The sequence below is a fragment of the Streptomyces sp. NPDC054813 genome (genome assembly GCF_053611365.1).
In genome coordinates this window covers 47,846-64,326 of the sequence record NZ_JBSHAF010000024.1, presented here as the reverse complement: position 1 = coordinate 64,326, position 16,481 = coordinate 47,846, and the positions used below count along the sequence as shown (strand labels likewise).

At 70.7% G+C, this 16,481-nt stretch carries 16 protein-coding genes; 7 read left to right on the top strand and 9 right to left on the bottom strand.

Annotated features, from left to right (window positions below):
* Positions 1-56: 56 nt before the first annotated feature.
* Positions 57-1,028 carry a DMT family transporter gene (locus ACWGJB_RS37185; protein ID WP_453384460.1) on the bottom strand — a complete coding sequence of 324 codons (972 nt, stop codon included), beginning with the start codon at positions 1,026-1,028 and terminating at the stop codon, positions 57-59.
* Positions 1,029-1,604: 576 nt separating this feature from the next.
* Here ACWGJB_RS37185 and ACWGJB_RS37180 point away from each other — a divergent pair.
* Positions 1,605-2,876 carry an FAD-dependent oxidoreductase gene (locus ACWGJB_RS37180; protein WP_453384459.1) on the top strand — a complete coding sequence of 424 codons (1,272 nt, stop codon included), beginning with the start codon at positions 1,605-1,607 and terminating at the stop codon, positions 2,874-2,876.
* A 155-nt stretch (positions 2,877-3,031) separates the two neighbouring features.
* Entirely contained in the window at positions 3,032-4,162 is a 1,131-nt protein-coding gene (locus ACWGJB_RS37175; protein ID WP_453384555.1) for an MFS transporter, read from the top strand.
* Here ACWGJB_RS37175 and ACWGJB_RS37170 read toward each other — a convergent pair.
* The 5 genes from ACWGJB_RS37170 to ACWGJB_RS37150 all read right to left on the bottom strand — a co-directional run bounded on the left by ACWGJB_RS37170 (position 4,146) and on the right by ACWGJB_RS37150 (position 8,233).
* Complete coding sequence (locus ACWGJB_RS37170; protein ID WP_453384458.1) at positions 4,146-4,970, bottom strand: AfsR/SARP family transcriptional regulator; 825 nt, start codon at positions 4,968-4,970, stop codon at positions 4,146-4,148. The two genes, ACWGJB_RS37175 and ACWGJB_RS37170, sit on opposite strands and share 17 nt — an antisense overlap.
* A gap of 123 nt (positions 4,971-5,093) precedes the next feature.
* Complete coding sequence (locus ACWGJB_RS37165; RefSeq protein ID WP_453384457.1) at positions 5,094-5,708, bottom strand: ScbR family autoregulator-binding transcription factor; 615 nt, start codon at positions 5,706-5,708, stop codon at positions 5,094-5,096.
* A 216-nt stretch (positions 5,709-5,924) separates the two neighbouring features.
* Entirely contained in the window at positions 5,925-6,590 is a 666-nt protein-coding gene (locus ACWGJB_RS37160) for a ScbR family autoregulator-binding transcription factor (RefSeq protein WP_360496077.1), read from the bottom strand.
* 141 nt (positions 6,591-6,731) lie between these two features.
* Complete coding sequence (locus tag ACWGJB_RS37155) at positions 6,732-7,505, bottom strand: SDR family NAD(P)-dependent oxidoreductase (RefSeq protein ID WP_360496074.1); 774 nt, start codon at positions 7,503-7,505, stop codon at positions 6,732-6,734.
* Positions 7,502-8,233 carry an HAD family phosphatase gene (locus ACWGJB_RS37150; RefSeq protein ID WP_453384456.1) on the bottom strand — a complete coding sequence of 244 codons (732 nt, stop codon included), beginning with the start codon at positions 8,231-8,233 and terminating at the stop codon, positions 7,502-7,504. Before ACWGJB_RS37150 ends, ACWGJB_RS37155 begins: the two co-directional genes overlap by 4 nt.
* Before the next feature lie 395 nt (positions 8,234-8,628).
* Between ACWGJB_RS37150 and ACWGJB_RS37145 the strand changes: the two genes are divergently transcribed.
* Positions 8,629-9,582, top strand: a complete 954-nt coding sequence (locus tag ACWGJB_RS37145) for a ScbA/BarX family gamma-butyrolactone biosynthesis protein (protein ID WP_453384455.1) — start codon at positions 8,629-8,631, stop codon at positions 9,580-9,582.
* A 62-nt stretch (positions 9,583-9,644) separates the two neighbouring features.
* Here the strand turns inward: ACWGJB_RS37145 and ACWGJB_RS37140 are convergent, their stop codons facing one another.
* The gene (locus ACWGJB_RS37140) at positions 9,645-10,178 is read right to left on the bottom strand and encodes a lamin tail domain-containing protein (protein ID WP_453384454.1); all 534 of its coding nucleotides are present in this window, start codon (positions 10,176-10,178) and stop codon (positions 9,645-9,647) included.
* 499 nt (positions 10,179-10,677) lie between these two features.
* On the opposite strand from ACWGJB_RS37140, the gene ACWGJB_RS37135 reads away from it, so the two are divergent.
* On the top strand, positions 10,678-12,015 hold the full coding sequence (locus tag ACWGJB_RS37135; protein WP_453384453.1) for a jacalin-like lectin: 1,338 nt from the start codon (positions 10,678-10,680) through the stop codon (positions 12,013-12,015).
* 616 nt (positions 12,016-12,631) lie between these two features.
* Here ACWGJB_RS37135 and ACWGJB_RS37130 read toward each other — a convergent pair.
* Positions 12,632-13,078, bottom strand: a complete 447-nt coding sequence (locus tag ACWGJB_RS37130) for a hypothetical protein (protein ID WP_453384452.1) — start codon at positions 13,076-13,078, stop codon at positions 12,632-12,634.
* A 376-nt stretch (positions 13,079-13,454) separates the two neighbouring features.
* Between ACWGJB_RS37130 and ACWGJB_RS37125 the strand changes: the two genes are divergently transcribed.
* Positions 13,455-13,895 carry a hypothetical protein gene (locus tag ACWGJB_RS37125; protein WP_453384451.1) on the top strand — a complete coding sequence of 147 codons (441 nt, stop codon included), beginning with the start codon at positions 13,455-13,457 and terminating at the stop codon, positions 13,893-13,895.
* A 117-nt stretch (positions 13,896-14,012) separates the two neighbouring features.
* A complete protein-coding gene (locus ACWGJB_RS37120) occupies positions 14,013-14,423 on the top strand; it encodes a hypothetical protein (protein ID WP_453384450.1) in 411 nt (136 codons plus the stop codon).
* On the opposite strand, the gene ACWGJB_RS37115 is transcribed toward ACWGJB_RS37120, so the two are convergent.
* Entirely contained in the window at positions 14,309-15,304 is a 996-nt protein-coding gene (locus ACWGJB_RS37115; RefSeq protein ID WP_453384449.1) for a helix-turn-helix domain-containing protein, read from the bottom strand. The genes ACWGJB_RS37120 and ACWGJB_RS37115 overlap by 115 nt on opposite strands.
* 150 nt (positions 15,305-15,454) lie before the next feature.
* Between ACWGJB_RS37115 and ACWGJB_RS37110 the strand changes: the two genes are divergently transcribed.
* Positions 15,455-16,354: an MBL fold metallo-hydrolase gene (locus tag ACWGJB_RS37110; protein WP_453384448.1), complete on the top strand. Its 900-nt coding sequence runs from the start codon at positions 15,455-15,457 to the stop codon at positions 16,352-16,354.
* The last annotated feature ends 127 nt before the right edge of the window (positions 16,355-16,481 follow it).

Genomic DNA, 16,481 nt, shown 5'->3' with positions numbered 1-16,481 from the left:
GCCCGGAGAACAGCCCGAACCAAGCTATTCAGTCGGTTACTTGACCATGGATCAGCTCAGCGTCCGCGGCCACGGGAGCCGGCGGGAAGGGTCAGGAAGACGATCCCCAGCGCCAGCACCCCCAGTCCGCACCAGGAGACGCCCGGCAGGCGCTCGCCCAGGACCGCGACTCCCAGCACGGCGGCCACCGCGGGCTCGACCAGGGTCAGGGTCGTCGCGATCTGGGCGGTGGCGTGCCGCAGGCCGTATCCGAAGAGCCCGTAGCAGAGGAAGGTGGTGACCGCGCCGAGGTACAGGACGACCAGCGCGCCGCGCGCCGTCATCAGCCACGGCCCGGCGCTCCACAGCAGCACGGGCAGCACGAGCAGTGCCGCTCCCCCGAACAGCACGCCCATCACCGGGCCGGAGGCGTGGCCACGGGCGATGAGCTGTCCGCCGACGAGGGCGTAACCGGCGTACGACAGCCCCGCGAGCCCGGCCAGCAGGACGCCGACGGTGTCCACGGGGGCGCCGTCGCCGGCGAGCTCGGGCCCGAGGACGAGCACGGCGCAGCCGAGGACTGCCGCGCCGGTCGCCGACGCCCAGCGGTCGGTGGGCCGGGACTGGCGGGTGAGCCGGCCGAGGAGGCCCGCGAAGACGGGAGCGCCGCCGAGCGCGACCACGGTGGCCACGGCGACGCCGGTGCGGGCCACGGCGGGGTAGAAGGTGAGCGGATATCCGGCTACCGCGAGGGCGCCGAGGACCAGCAGCCGGCGTTCGCCGCCGGTGCAGGCCCGGGGCAGGGTGCGGGCGCCCGGTGCGGTCAGGAACAGCAGGAGGCCGCCGAGGACCAGGCTGGCGGCGCCGATGGCGGCGGCCGGCGCTCCGGCCGGGGCGAAGGAACTCGCGGTCCCGGTGGTGCCCCACAGCACGGCGGCCGTGAGGATCGGGACCGGCCCGGCGAGCACTCCGGCCCCACGGGGGCGTGGAAGCGCGCGGGTGGCACCGGTGCGGGGCCGGGAGAAGCGGGATGAGGTGTCGTTCGGCACAGTCGTGAACTTCCGTCGTCGAATACCGTCTGCGGACTGGTTTCGGAACGGGCGCACGACACAGGCCCCGGCCGGCCTCGAAGGCAGGGCCGGGAGCGTGGATTCGAGCCGTCGGCTGGTGCGCCCGTCAGGCGCGGAGCGGCGGCAGAACGACGTGCCAGTAGGTGTTCACACGGCGATGGTATCCGGGCGGTCCGGAAGGCGGTCGGCCTGTCCGCACCTCGGGACGGCTGCCGCGCATGGAGCACGGCAGGGTCGTACGGCAGCGGTCCGGGCGCCGCTGCCGCGCCCCTCGGTCGGCTGGCGGAACCCGGCGTCCGCGGCCACCGATCGAACCTGTCGGGTCCGTGATCGTCGGCAGCCCTCCGCCGCACGTCGATGACTTGGCCGGGTCCGCTTGTCGTATGATTCGACCAAGTTTTGGCCAACGTGCGTAGATATCGTTTCCCGGGTCGGCCGCGTGGGACAGACTCACCCGCGGAGGGGGGACGAGCACGGCCGAGTCACGCCGGGCGTGCCATCCCGCAGTGTCGCGTCGCCCAGGGGAGGGCGGCGAACAGACCAGCGGAGGGATCCATGACGCAGTCGCTTCCGGGGCAGCACCCTGCCCAGGAGCAAGCGTTCGCCGGGCGCGGACGGCCACCGGTCGTCGTGATCGGTGCCGGGCCGTACGGACTGTCGGTGGCCGCCCACTTACGGGCGGCGGGCGCGCCGGTCCGCGTCTTCGGCGATGTGATGGGCAGTTGGCGGCATGCCATGGCCACCGGGATGTTCCTGAAATCGACACCGGCCGCGACCGATCTGTCGGCGCCGGAGCCGGGCGGCCGGCTGGCGGACTTCCGGCGCGAGCACGGCGAGCCGGAGCTGACCGAGCTGACTCCGATCCCGTGCGACGTCTTCGTACGGTACGGGCAGTGGTTCCAGAAGCGGTACGTCGGCGGGGTGGAGCCGGCCCGGGTGACAGCCGTCGAGCGGGCCGCGTCCGGAGCCGGCTTCGTGGTCCGGGCGGACGACGGGCAGGAGACGGCGGCGTCGGCCGTCGTGGTGGCGACCGGTCTGAACGGACTCGCCCATGTCCCGGACGAGTTGCGGCACCTCGCACCCGAGGGGCCCGGCCCCCGGGCGCCGGTGTCGCACACCAGCCACCACACCGACCTGTCCGCATACGCGGGCCGGCGGGTGGCGGTCATCGGCGGTGGCCAGTCCGCGCTGGAGAGTGCCGCGCTGCTGCACGAGGCGGGCGCCGAGGCCCAGGTTCTGGTGCGTGAGCGGAAGGTGCTGTGGGGCATGCCCCCGGACCTGGCCCGGCCCTGGACACAGCGGCTGGCCAAGCCGGCCTCGCCGCTGGGCACGGGCTGGATCCTGGCCGGGGTCTGCGCCGCACCGGGCGGTGTGCGGTGGTTTCCGGCGGCGGCCCGGCTGCTGCTGTTCCGGCGGGCGCTCGGCCCCTCGGGCGGCTGGTGGCTGCGGGAGCGGGTGGTGGGTGTCGTACCGGTGCACACCTCGCGCCGGGTCACCGGTGCGGTGCTCTCCGGGGCGGCGGTGCGCCTGGATGTCGCCGGTCCCGGGGGCGTACACGAGTCCCTCACCGTCGACCATGTGCTGGCGGCCACCGGCTACCGGCTGGACCTGGACGCCCTGCCCTTCCTGTCCCCCACGGTGCGTCGCGCCGTGGCGTGCGTACCGGGTTCGAGGGCACCCGCGCTGCGGGGGACGTTCGAGTCGTCGGTGCCGGGGCTGTACTTCACGGGCTCGCTCGCGGCGCCGATGTTCGGGCCGATGATGCGGTTCGTGGCAGGCACGGAGTTCGCGGCCGTCCGGATCGCCCGGCACATCGGAACCTCCTGAACAGCGGAATTCGGTTGCGGCGGGTCCGGTGAGCCCGGTGAGCTGCTTCCATGGACGGTGCCGTGGAGCAGGTACGACGGGCGGGGGCGGGCGAGGACCGCGTGCGCGCGCGGCGACCGGCCCGGTGGCACGGGCCGGCGCTGCTCGGCGCCCTGATGCTGGCCGCCTTCACCTTCAACACCGCCGAGAACCTGCCGGTCGGCCTCCTGGAGGTGATCTCCGCGGGCCTTGGGGTGTCGCTGTCGGCGGTCGGCCTGCTGGTCACCGGTTACGGCCTGACCGTGGCCGTGGCGTCGCTGCCGCTCGCCCATGTCACGCGGGCCGTGCCCCGGCGTCACGCGCTCACCGGACTGCTGGCCGCGCTCGTCGTGTCGAGCGCGGGTGCGGCACTGGCCACCGCGTACTGGCAACTCCTCGCGGCACGGCTGCTGACCGCGCTCGCCCAGGCGCTGTTCTGGGCGGTACTGGGACCGGTCGCGGTGGGTCTGTTCGCGCCCCGGGTCCGGGGGCGGGTCGTCGGGGCACTGTCCGTCGCCGGTTCGCTCGCCCTCGTCCTCGGAGTGCCCGCCGGGACCTGGCTGGGCCGGCACGGCGACTGGCGGACGCCGGTGGCGGCGCTGACGGTGCCGGGGCTCGTCTCGCTGGTGACGATCGCGGTACTGCTGCCGACGTCGCGCCCGGAGGACGCGCCCGCGGCCTACGGAAGCCGCCCTGACACCCGCCGGTTCGTGACGGTGCTCGCGGCCGGGACGCTGTCCGCCACCGGGGCGTTCGCGGGCTACACCTACATCGTGACGTTCCTGGGTGAGGTGAGCGGGTTCTCGCCGGGCTCGGTAGGTTCCCTGCTGGTGGTCTTCGGGGTGGCGTGTCTGGCCGGTGTGGCCGTGACCGGGGCGCTTCTCGACCGCTTCCCGCAGTCCGCGCTGACCACCGCCGTGGCCGTCCAGGCGGTGGGCATGCTCGGCCTCTACTCGGCAGGCGGCCGTCCGGTGGCGGCGGTGGTGTTCCTGGTCCTGACGGGCGGTGCGCTCGGGCCGGTGTTCATGGCCGCCCAGAACGCGATGCTGCACTGTGCCCCGGGCCGCACGGACATCGCCCTCGCCGCCAACTCCGGCTTCTACAACGCCGGTATCGCGGCGGGCGCCGCGCTCGGCGGCCTGATCCTGCCGCCGGCTGGGGTACGGCCCGTCTTCCTGGCAGGCGGGCTGCTGACCGCCGGCGCCTGCACGCTGCTGCTCGGCGGCCGGCCGCTTCGCGTCGGACGGGGTGTCAGCCGACCTGGGTGAGCGGGCCCATGGGGTCGGGCGCCTGCGTGTCGTCCTCGGCGGCCGCCAGGACGGACTGGCGTATCTTGCCCAGCACGGCCGAGGGTTCCAGGCCGAAGTCGTGTACGAGGGTGGTGCGCAGACGCTGGTAGGCGGCGAGGGCCTCACCGCGGCGCCCCGAGCGGTGCAGCGCGAGCATGAGCTGGCCGCACAGGCTCTCGTGAGTGGGGTGCCGGCTGACCAGCACGGTGAGTTCGGCGATCAGCTCGCGATGCCGGCCGAGCCGCAGATCGGCCTCGATACGCCGGTCCAGCGCGCACAGCCGGCTCTCCTCCAGCCCCCTGGTCTCGGCGCGCAGGCAGTCTCCGGCAGGGACGTCGGCCAGGGCCGGACCGGTCCACAGGTCGAGCGCGGTACGCAGCAGCCGGGCGGCCTCGCGATGGTCCCCCGCGTCCATCGCCCGGTACCCGGTCCGGGTGAGCCGCTCGAACTCCCGGACGTCACTGGTGCCTTCACCGCTGTCGAGCAGATAGCCGCCGGGTACGGTGCGCAGCACCTGTTTCGGGGTGCGCCCGCCCGCGTCACCGCCCGTCGCCGCCGACGCCCCTGCGACGAGTTCACGCAGGTGCATGATGTACGTCTGCAGGGTGGGACGTGCGCTGCGCGGTGGCCGTCGCCCCCAGAGTTCCTCGGTGAGCGTCGCGACGGTCACCGCCCGGTCGGCGTGCAGGGCGAGCAGGGCGAGCACCTGACGCGGCTTGGACGCGGTCGGGGTGATGGAGACGCCCATCTCGCGCACGTCGAGCGCGCCGAGTATGCCGATGTCCACGCCGTCTCCCTGCCCGTCCGCCACTCGGGTGCTCCGAGGCGAGTCCCGGGCACCCGAGTCAAAAACGGCATGGGCGGTTTGTCAAACCGAACTCCACGGCCTTTGTCGGCTCTTGACCCGCAGTCAGGAGTCGGAGAGCGCGGCGCCCGCGAACTCGCCGCTGTGTGCCGCCAGTTGCGGAAGCACCAGTGACCAGAACTGCTCGACGTGCTGGGGCGAGATCCGGTCACGGTCGGCCGCGCCGAGCACCTCGAACCCGACCGTCGCGGCGACTATCACCGCGGCGACCCGGTCCGGTGACACCCCCTCGGCCAGCTCGCCCTGATGCTGGGCCCGCACCAGCTGTTCGCACACCCAGGTACGCCACCAGCACCCGAAGCCCGGGCCGTTCTTGCGGGAGGGATCGACGCTCAGCTTGAAGCCCGCGCGGACCACGACATCGGTGGCGACCGTGACCAGCAGTTCCCGGGTGACCGTGATCAGCAGGTGCAGTGCGGAGGCGGCCGAAGGGCGCCGGTCCGCGACCATGTGCTCGATGGTTCGCCGGGCCGCGTCCTCCACCTCGACGGCGAGGGCGTCCTTGCTGGGAAAGTGGAAGTGCAGCGCTCCGGCGCTCACTCCGGCCCGCCGGCTGATCGCGGGCAGCGAGGACAGCGCGTAGCCGTCGTCCGCGAAGATCTCGGCCGCGGCATGAACGAGGGCCTGGCGGGTTCGGGCCGCCCGGAGCTGCTTGACCATCGCGATCCCCCTGTTGATCGGGCGAATCCGGAATTGGACGGTCCGATTCCCCCTGGGCCTGCAACATTCCGATTCGAGAACCCTAGCAAACAGCACGATCGGTAGGTTTGCCAGAGTTCGGAGTGTGGGCAGAGGACCCTGATGGTCCTCCCGCATCATCGGGAGACCGTGGCCCCCCGGACAACGAACCAGGCGGATGGTTTGGTCCGAGGCGGGTCAGGCCTCGGTCGCCACCAGCGATTCCTGCCGCCTGCGCTCGACTTCCTCGACGACCCGGGCGCCCCGGTCGGGCGCGGTGTCCAGCCGGATCAGGGCCGCGGGTGTGGCTATCGCCGGCAGTACGTGGTTGTAGAGGACGGAGATACGGTCGTTGAGATCCGTCCAGTCGGAGACCACCTCGGACATGAACTGGGTCCCGATCCAGGCCCCGAGGAAGCACTCCGCGGTCTCCTGGGGCGTGACGTGCGGCAGCACCTCGCCGCGTTCCTTGGCCTCCACCAGCTTCTCGGTCACCACCTCGGTCCACGCGGGCCAGGCACTGCCGAACAGCGAACGCCCCTGCAGGTCCGCCGACAGCCGTATACCGGCGAGCAGGATGACCTCCTTGGGGATGCGGTGGGCCAGCGTCATGCCGATGTCCACCCACTCCTGGAGCTTCAGCTCGCGCGGTACCCAGTAGTCGTCGCTGATCTGGGCGTTGATCACGCCTCGCGCGAGGGCTTCCTTGGAGTCGAAGTGGAAGTACAGGGCCCCCTTGGTCACTCCGGCCCGCTCGAGGATCTCGGCGATCGTCGCCGCCGTGTATCCGCGCTCGGCGAAGACCGCGGCGGCGGCCTCGACAACAGCACGGCGGGTCCGAATCGCACGCTCCTGACGCGCCATGGGGACCCCTCCTCGGTCAAAACAAAACCGGACGTGACGTACCTTACCCCAATCGGGGGTCGGTATTTCGGCCGCACAGGGCCGATTCCCGGCCGGTCCCGCGTCGGCGCCGGGGCGTCGGCACGGGGCCCGTCGGGCAGTTCACCAGGCGGTGCGCCCACCGTCCACGGTAAGTGTGGCACCCGTGACGAAGCTCGCCCTGTCACTGCACAGCCAGGCGGCGGCCTCCGCGACCTCCTCGGGGTCGGCGGCGCGGGCCTGCGGGGCGGAGCGGTAGGCACGCGCCTCGTTCTCGGGCGACTTGGCGAACCAGTCGTCGATCATCTCGGAGCGGGTCAGGCCCGGGGCGATGGCGTTCACACGGATGTGGTGCGGGGCGTACTCGACGGCGGCGGCCTTGGTCAGTCCGATCACCGCGTGCTTGGAGGCGATGTAGGGCGCGGCCGTCGAGGAGGCGACCAGGCCGCCCACACTGCTGGTGTTGACGATCGAGCCGCCGCCGGTCTCCAGCATGGCCGTGATCTCGTGGCGCAGGCAGTTCCACACGCCCCGCACGTTGGTCTCGGTGACCCGCTCGTAGTCGGCGTCGTCGATGAGGTGCATCGGGGTCTTCGGCAGCGCGACGCCGGCGTTGTTGAAGGCGGCGTCGAGACGGCCGTAGCGGCCGACGGCGAACTCGACGGTCCGGCGCACCTCTTCTCCGTCGCGCACGTCCAGGGTGCGGTGGCTCGCCTCGGCTCCCTCGGCGCGCAGCTCGTCGGCGAGGTCGCGGAGCTTGTCCTCGCGGCGGGCGGTCAGGACGACGGTGGCTCCCTGCCGGGCGAACACCCGGGCGGCGGCCGCGCCGATACCGCTGCTGGCGCCGGTGATGAGGGCGACCCGGCCCGCCAGTGCGGCGCCTTCTGCTGCGGTCACTTGGTCACCTCGGGGGCGGTGGACAGGGAGTCGGCATCATGCCAGAAGACGTCGAGCCCGGCCTCCCGGTCGAGGGTGCGCAGACGCTGTTCGTCGATCTCGGCGAGGCTGCCGACCAGGTGCCGGACGCCGAGTTCGCGCATCAGCTCGCGCTGGAAGCCGTGCTCGAAGGTGCTGGGGTGGCCGACGAACGGCACGTCCAGCTCCTTGGCGTGACCGGCGAAGCGGGCCACGTCGTCGATGAAGAGGACCTGGTGGCGCTCGAGGCCGAAGTGGTCCTCGGCTATCTCGCGGATCCCGGGGCGGAAGTCGTTGGTGCAGATGTAGTGCGGAGCGGTGAACAGCTGCTCCCAGGCGCCGAGATGGCGGCGGAAGTGGTCCTCGTCGAGGCCGCCGTAGCAGATGACGTCCAGGCCCGCGGCGCGCAGTCGGTGCAGGAGCTCCTCGGCGCCGTCGAGGGGGTGGACGGGATGGGCGCGCAGATAGTGCTCGCGTTCGGCGAAGTAGTCGGCGATGGCGTCCTGCTCGCTCACCTCGGCGCCGGTCTCCTCCAGCAGCACCCGGGCGGCGGCGAGCCGGGACTGGGAGAAGAGCCGCTGCTCCAGCTCCCGGGTGTACGCACCGCCGTACTTGAGGACGAGGCGGTGCAGGACGGGGCTGAAGCTGTCGTTGAGCAGGACGCCGTCGATGTTGACGGCGGCGAGGCGCAGGGTGCGCAGTGGTTCCATCGGGTCTCCCTCTCGCAGGCCGTTCGAACATCATGCAGTGGCGGTCGGGGCCGGGTGCGGCCCGGGTGGGCCCGCGGGCGGCGAACTCCCCCGCAGAGATGGCCGAAAGAGACCGCTGCACAGGTTTTGACGTGGGCGAGCCGGACCCGTCACCCACCGATAACCGGCCGCCGACATCTGCCAGTTAGTCCGTTTTTCGCCGTGCCTTCGACTTGATTGAGGGCGAAAATACTTGGCCAAACCACCACTGAGCGGAGTCATGCATGGATCGAGTCCAACCACGCTTGGCGAATCCTTTACCTTGTGGCCGACCCGAGAAAACCGGTAGGTCCGTATCTTATAGGCGTCGAACAGAGCTTCAAGCCAACGAAGAGCTTTCCGACGGGGGGTTGTCGATGAGCCTGTCCACCAGCGAGATCGGAGTGGGTCTGCCCGTACTGCCCCGGCTGACCACCACGGTGCCGAAGGAGTACGTCCACCGGGCGTCCCTGGCCGAGGTCTTCCTCACCGGCTGTACCGCGCAGGACGACGGGCTGCGGTTCTCCCTCACCGGACAGTGGCCGCGCGCCCACACCTTCTTCAACAGCGCCGACGGCTCGAGCCACGACCCGCTGCAGGCCGCGGAGACGTTTCGGCAGGCCGGCATGTTCGTGACGCACGCCGAACACGGTGTACCGCTCGGGCATCACTTCGTGCTGTGGTCGCTCAGCTGTCACACCGATCTGGAGCAACTGCGCATCGGCTCCCGGCCGACCGACTTCGAGCTCGAGGTGACGTGCCCGGACACCGCCCCGCGCGGCAGGGCGTCCGCGCGCCGGATGGGCATAGGGTTCGCGCTGCGCCGGGACGGCCGGCCCGTGGCCCAAGGAGACGGGCTGTACTCCGTCGTCACGCCGTCCGTCTACGCGCGTCTGCGGGCCAGCCGGCCAGGAAAGCACGCGGCTTCAGCGGACCCGGCGGTCGCGGCCGACCCGATGCCGCCGTCCGCGGTGGGCCGCACCTCCCCCGCCGACGTGGTGCTGACCCCCACGGACGCGCCCGGCCGGTGGCTGCTCACCCCGGACCTGGCCCATCCGATCCTGTTCGACCACGACGGTGACCATCTGCCCGGCATGGTCCTGCTGGAGAGTGCTCGCCAGGCCGCCTGCGCCCGCCTGGCACCGCGTGCGCTGATACCGGCGAGCACGTCCACGACCTTCGACCGCTACGTGGAACTCGACAGCCCGTGCTGGGTGGACGTGACCGAGGTGACTCCCGGGGGCGACGGCACGGTGACCGTGCGGGTCGTCGGCCGGCAGGGCGGCGAGACCGTCTTCACCTCCACCGTGCACGGTCCCGTCGTCGGCTGAAGGCCCCGCGAAACGGCCGCTGCCGGGCCCCGGTTCGGGACCCGGCAGCGGCCGTCGAGCTGTCAGTGCCGGTGGCCACCGGCGTGGCGGTCGCCGCCGACGTGCCGGTCGCCGCCGTCACGGCGGTGGTGCAGACCCCAGGAGGCGGAGTCGACAAAGCGCCCGTGGTCGTTGCGCAGGGTGACGGAGTCGGCGTTGTGGTTCAACACGGACTGGCGGCGGTCCTGGTACAGGTCCGTCATGGTGTCCCGGCCCTGCCCGGTGTGGACCCGGACCGTGGCACGGCCGGCCAGCCGGTAGTGACGGAAGGTGTAGCTGTGACCTTCGGCGTCCGACAGCGTCCAGCCGCTCAGGTTCACGTCCCGGCGGGTGGTGTTGGTGACGTCCACCCACTCCCGGTTCAGGGCGCGGCCGGAGAAGACCGCACGGCCCTGCAGGTCGTGCTGGACGGCGCTGATGACGACCGCGTCGCGGGACGGATTCGCGGGGTGCTGGGCGGCGGCCGCGGCGGGCAGGGCCACCGCGCCCACCAGGACGGCCGCCACGGCGGTGACGGAACCGAGACGACGGGCGGTCGCGAAGACGGATTCGGACACGAGGTCCCCCTTTACGGGGTTGGCACACCCCTGCGCGGGCGGCGCGAAGCCGCGGTCCGCGAGGGGTGTGTGGTGCGGTGCGACGGCCGGGTGGCCGCGCAGTCACACATTGCAACGGGGCGGCGGGACGCGCGGGGCACACACCACGCCCATTACCGATCTATCGCTTTGCTATGACTCTCGAATGTAACGTCCATTTATCAAGTGAATGAACCGATTTGCTCCATCATGCAGCCCACAAGCCGTGCAAACACCGGGCCCACGGCCCCTCCGTGCCACCACGGGCCGCCCCGTGAACCGGGCCCGCTCACCCGAAAGTGAGTAACAGTCAGAGGCCGATCGGACCGCCGTCAGAAGATGACCTTCTGGCCGTCACGGGGAATTCCTCGATTGGTCGGCCGCGGCAGTGGTTCGGAGAAAGCGTTTGCCACTACGTTTTGGCTTGCATTTGGCATGCCCACATCCTCCCAGCGCACCCCTCCCCGTAGGAGACACCCCCATGCGCAGACTCGTTGCCTGCCTGGCGGCCGCGGTTGCCGCCCTCGGCGGGCTCACGGCGACGGCCACTCCGGCCGCGGCGGCCGGCTCGGGCACGTTCAGCGTGCTCACGTACAACGTCGCCGGGCTTCCGGAGTCGCTGTCGAGCGCATCCACACCGCGCGACACCAGCACCACCGAGATAGGCCGGCGGATCGCGCCGTACGACATCGTCAACGTCCAGGAGGACTTCAACTACCACGCGTACCTGTACTCCACGGACACCCATCCGTACCGCACCGCGACCAGCGGCGGCGCGGGTATCGGCAGCGGGCTCAACACCGTCTCCGACTACGCCTGGGACGGCGACGACTTCGAGCGCGTCGGCTGGAACTCCTGCCAGCTCGACTCGGGTGACTGCCTGACCCCCAAGGGCTTCACCTTCATGCGCGAGCGGCTCGCCGAGGGCGTCTACGTCGACTTCTACAACCTGCACACCAACGCGGGTACGAACGACGGCGACGAGGCCTCCCGGGCCGACAACCTCAGCCAGCTGACGTCGTTCATCAGCACCCACTCGGCCGGGAACGCCGTCGTGGTCATGGGTGACACCAACACCCGTTACACCCGCACCGCCGACACCATCGCGGAGTTCGCCTCCGCCAACGGGCTGACCGACGCCTGGGTCCAGCTGATCCGTGGCGGCAGTGCGCCGGCCAAGGGCAGCGACACCCTGCTCTGCGACCAGACCGGGGCCACCGTGCCCAACACCTGCGAGGTGGTCGACAAGGTCCTCTACCGCAGCAGCAAGCTGGTCACGCTGAACGCGACCTCGTACAACAACGAGCACGCCAAGTTCCTCAACGACGACGGCCTGATGCTCTCCGACCACGACCCGATCACGGTCGGCTTCTCCTGGTCGCAGAACCCGGACTTCCAGCTCAGCGACCAGTTCGGCGGTCCGCACGGCGACTACTACCAGGACCTTCCGAGTGTCCCGGCCGCCGCCCGCGCCACCAGCGTCTCGCTGCGCTCCGGCTCCCGCGTCGACCAGGTCGGCATCACCCTGGGCAACGGCACCACGCTGACCCACGGCGGCACCGGCGGCACGGCGTCCTCGCTGACCCTGGGCAGCGGCGAGTACGTGACCACGGCGTACCTGTGCGAGGGCAAGTACAACAGCACCACCCGCATCTTCTACGCCAAGTTCACCACCAACCTGGGCAACACCCTCGCCGGTGGTACGACGACCTCGGACTGCGTGACCCGCACCGCGCCGTCGGGCTGGCAGATCGCCGGCTTCCACGGCCGCTCCGGTGACGAACTCGACAAGGTCGGCTTCATCTACACCAAGCGCTGACCGCGCCCGTACGGCCGGCGAACCGTCCGCGACGTTCGCCGGCCGTACGGGGCGGGCGGGCGCGCCGACGTCGATGAGAGGGGCGCCCGGCCGGATGTGTTCGGGGCCGACGAGCCACCGTGCCCCGGTGGCTGCCACGACTATGCCGGCGGGACGGGATACTGCGGCCAGGTCGACGGTGTACCTTCCGTCGGCCTGGCCGACCTATCCGACCGTGTGGAATTCGTCATACCTCAGCAGGCCAGACTGCTCCATCGCCCCCCGATCGGCGTCGTACTCCCCGTCGGCCAGAAGGACGCGGCCAAGGCGCACAGCAGACTCGGCACGTCTGTCGGCGTCACCGTCTCTCCGTCCGCAGGTGCCGGCTGCGCTGATTTCACCCTCGTTGTGGAACGCATCCTGGTCCGCCCGGCCCCGCATCGAGTCGGAGCAAGCGACCAGTTGATCCACAGGTTCCCGCCGAGTGCTGCGAAACCTGCGAGACGCCGGCGGACCTTGAGGCCCACCACGTCCATGCGGCGGGACAGGACCCTGGTGATCTGCCGCCGTTGCCACGAGGCCATCCACGCGGAACGTCCTGGCGCACCATTCGGTACACCTTGTCGCTGCCCTCATCTCAGGGCGCGAAGTCCGGGTCCTCCAGATCCACTGTGAGCGTCCTGCCCAGGTTGTTGGTGAACGTGGCCAGAGAGCCGTCGACAGAGACCTGTTCGAAAGGGTTGGAGTCGCTGAGGAACACCAGCCACACGACGTCGTGGTCCTTGTCGAACCGGGCGAAGAACCCGTCGGCGCCCAAGGCCCCTTCGCCGCAGCCGACGTACCCGGAGCCGTCCCGCAGTGCCGCGATGCGGTCGGGGGGAGCCCCGACCTGGGTGACGTGATCCGGACTCGCCGCCAGCAACGCGTCGAGGTCGAGTGGTTCTCCGAGTTCGAACCGCGACAGTTCGTCGCCGTCCACCTGGGCGCTGCGGGCCGACCCGTCGGCGCGGTACAGACCGTCCCACGCCGGCGCCTTGCCGCTCCGCCACAGCTCGACGATGGTGGTGGGGTTCGCTGTTCTCACCTCACCTCATCCCACTCTTCTTCATGTCCGAGAGGTGCTGCGGCCGTTCCGGCAGACCCTCATACGGTACCCGGCAACTCGTCGCCGGATCGGCGGCGGACGGGTCCGGCCTGTCGACGCGTACCCGGTGGGAGGGGGCTTCGGCGCGGACCTCACGGGCCGTGTCCCGGCTCCGGTTGTCGGAGCTGGGAGTGCCGGGTTCACCAGTAGAGAACCCAGCTGTCGGCATCGCGGATTCCATGCCCTTGCAGGGTGATGCGCCGATCACCGGGACAGCGTGCGGGAATTGCGGCGATGCGATGCAAGACGGGCGTGAGCTGCACGGCCATCCGGCCGACTCGGTATTCGTGGCGCAGCGCGGCCAGGGCATCGCTCGGTGCTGGAGATCGAAATGCTGGCTGGGTCGTGGTTCGACAGCTATGCCGGCGTCCTCGAACACGTGGAAACCGGGCAGCGCCACTCTTTCGTCGTACCGGGTGGGCATGTCCAGAAGTTCAGCGAGTACTTCGGCGACTCGATCCAGAAGGTCGCCGAAGTGGTCACGGCGTATGCGGTTGTGCCGGGCGAGCCGCCCGAAGTACGTCTCCTGAGGACTGTCGGAGACCGCTACGTCGAGGTAGGTCGCCAGGCCGAGGGTGAAGTAGCCGACCCCTCGGGTGAGCCAATGAGGGCGCAGCGATTCCAGCCGTTTGCTCACGTCGACGCACCCCGACTCGTCCAGTACGTCGACATCGACGATGGGCGATTCCACCGGCTGGGGATTCATCTGTCTCCTTCGGTGAGGTGGGCGACATCGCCATGGTCCGACCCAACCTGAGCATCGGGGGCCGACTACCAGCGGCACGCCGACGCTTCGCGGCCGCTGCTGCAGGACTCCTTCGGCTGGCTGTACACGCGCCTCGCCGAACTCCTCAGCGAACATCTGCAGGCTCGCGTGGACTATCCCGAGCACCTGGGTCTGCCCGGCTTCCACGTCTGGCTGTCCGCCGCGGCGTTCACCAAGCCGATCGCACCCCTGCATTTCGATCTGCAGTACCGGTCCATCTCCTGGCCCCGCGGTGCGGACCTGACCCGGCACATCTCCTTCACCTTGTCCGTCCGGCTCCCTTCGGCGGGCGGCGGTCTGAACATCTGGGACGTGAGCCACGAGCAGTTCCGGCATGCGCTGGCGAAGGGCTGGGTCGAGTCCGTCGCCGATCTCAAGCGCTTCGACGACGAGCGGCTCACCCTTCAGGGGCACGGGGTGTGGGTGCGACGGCCGGTGGCTTCTGTACTGGTGACCGAGCGGGCCGACATACGGGGCGTGGCCCGAACCTGCGCGAAGCGCCCAACGGGTTCCGTGTGAAACGGCCGAGGGTGTTCGCTCGGGTAGGCCACGTGGGCCAGCACGCTCAGGGCTTCGGCCGAGGGAGAACCGAACGGAGCGGTGCAGGTCACCAGGGTCTCGTCGGGTCGTTCGATGGAGCGGAGGGTCTGCTGGGTGACGGCGAGGTCGCCGATCAGCGGATGGTGCAGTTCGTAGTGCGCGGTGGCGCACGCCTGCACGCGGTGGTCGGCCCACAGTGCGCTGAATTCCGCGCTTGCCATCGTCAGTCTGCCGATCAGGGCGGCAAGCGCCGGATCGCCTGGGTGGGCTCCGGCCACGAGCCGCAGATTGCCCACCACGGCGCGCGCCTTGCGGTCCCAGTCGACGTACAGTTCGCGGGTCTCCGGGTCGAGGAAGACGAGTTCGGTCATGTTGACGCGGCGCCCGGGGACGGAGACGGCGTCGCGGTCCCGGTTGCCGGCCAGCAGGGCGTGGCCCATCGGGTTCCAGGCGAGCACGTCGCTGCGCCGGCCGAGGATGAGTGCCGGTACCTGCGGCATGGCCTCGAGCAGTTCGAGCAGGGCCGGGTCGGGGTGCTCGACACTCGCGGGCCGCACGGCGCGTCGCCGACCGGCGGAGGCGGCGAGAGCGTGCAGGTGCCCACGCTCGGATGCGGTCAGGTCCAGGGCTGCCGCGATCGCGTCGAGTACCTGGGGGGAGGCGTGGCGTGACTGTCCTTGTTCGAGCCGCGCGTAGTAGGACGTGCTGACTCCCGCGAGCTGCGCCAGTTCCTCACGACGCAGGCCCGCCACGCGTCGCCGGCCGCCGTACGAGGTCAGCCCGAGGTCCTCCGGTCGGACCCGCGCTCGGCACGCTTTGAGGAACGCACCGAGCGCTCCGTCGTGATCACGATCAGCCATGCGTTCCATTCTCCGGTCTCAACGCCCTGCCAGCCGCACCCTGCCAGGGTGCGGCACGTCCAGGCTCACCCCGGCGCGGTGTGGTTACGGGCATCGGAGACCCCAAGAGTGGTCATGCGCCTTTCCACGACGATCGAAGAGGAACCATCGATGAACGAGATCACGCTCGGTGACGTCACCGTCGCCCGGGTCGAGGAGATGCACGGGCCGGTGGGCATGACGCCCGAGCAGTTCTTCCCCGGCTGGAGCGACGAGGCATGGCGGGAGAACCGCGGCTGGCTGGTGCCGGACCACCTCGGCGGCGAGGACGACATCGTGCAGGTGGCGTTCCAGACCTGGGCGCTGCGCAGCGAGGGCCGGACCATCCTGGTCGACACGGGTATCGGCAACGACAAGACCCGCCCCGCGGTCGGCGCTTGGGACCACCTGTCCCTCGGCTATCTGGAGAACCTCGCGAAGGCGGGCATCCAGCCGGACGACGTGGACCTGGTCATCAACACCCACCTGCACGTCGACCATGTCGGCTGGAACACCCGCCTTGTCGACGGGCAATGGGTGCCGACGTTCCCGAACGCCACCTACCTGATGCCCCGGCTCGACTTCGAGCACTTCGACCCGTCGAAGAACCCGAACATCGCGGGAGGGGTCAACGAGAACGCCTTCGAAGACAGCATCGAGCCGGTCCACGCTGCCGGACAGGTCCGGCTGTGGGAGGGCGAGCACATCGTGGACGGCAACCTGCGGCTGCTCGCGGCGCCCGGACACACACCGGGTGCGAGTGTCCTGGTCCTGAGCTCGGGCGGCGACAAGGCACTGCTCGCGGGCGATCTGATGCACACCCCGCTGCAGGTCGCCCACCCCGAGCACAGCAGCTGCTTCTGCGAGGACCCGACGACCGCGCGGGCTACGCGCCGGGACCTGCTCGGCTGGGCGGCGGACAACACCGCGCTGGTTCTGCCCGCTCACTTCAGCGGCCATACCGCGCTGGAGGTTGCCCGCAACGGCGGCGGGTTCGAGATCAAGAACTGGGGGCCCTTCCCCACCTACTGATCCGCTTTCCCGCCGGAAGCCGAATCCGGGCGCCCCGAGGGATGCCCCCGCCGGGGGGGGGGACACACGGAGGGGGGTTAAGTAGCTGGACCTGCCAGCTGTCCTCGAGGGGGACGGGGGCCTGACC

Bases quoted from the DNA above. Each gene is read 5' to 3' on its own strand.
- ACWGJB_RS37180 (WP_453384459.1), top strand. From the start codon at position 1,605: ATGACGCAGTCGCTTCCGGGGCAGCACCCTGCCCAGGAGCAAGCGTTC.
- ACWGJB_RS37175 (WP_453384555.1), top strand. From the start codon at position 3,032: ATGCTGGCCGCCTTCACCTTCAACACCGCCGAGAACCTGCCGGTCGGC.
- ACWGJB_RS37165 (WP_453384457.1), bottom strand. From the start codon at position 5,708: ATGGTCAAGCAGCTCCGGGCGGCCCGAACCCGCCAGGCCCTCGTTCAT.
- ACWGJB_RS37160 (WP_360496077.1), bottom strand. From the start codon at position 6,590: ATGGCGCGTCAGGAGCGTGCGATTCGGACCCGCCGTGCTGTTGTCGAG.
- ACWGJB_RS37150 (WP_453384456.1), bottom strand. From the start codon at position 8,233: ATGGAACCACTGCGCACCCTGCGCCTCGCCGCCGTCAACATCGACGGC.
- ACWGJB_RS37145 (WP_453384455.1), top strand. From the start codon at position 8,629: ATGAGCCTGTCCACCAGCGAGATCGGAGTGGGTCTGCCCGTACTGCCC.
- ACWGJB_RS37135 (WP_453384453.1), top strand. From the start codon at position 10,678: ATGCGCAGACTCGTTGCCTGCCTGGCGGCCGCGGTTGCCGCCCTCGGC.
- ACWGJB_RS37115 (WP_453384449.1), bottom strand. From the start codon at position 15,304: ATGGCTGATCGTGATCACGACGGAGCGCTCGGTGCGTTCCTCAAAGCG.
- ACWGJB_RS37110 (WP_453384448.1), top strand. From the start codon at position 15,455: ATGAACGAGATCACGCTCGGTGACGTCACCGTCGCCCGGGTCGAGGAG.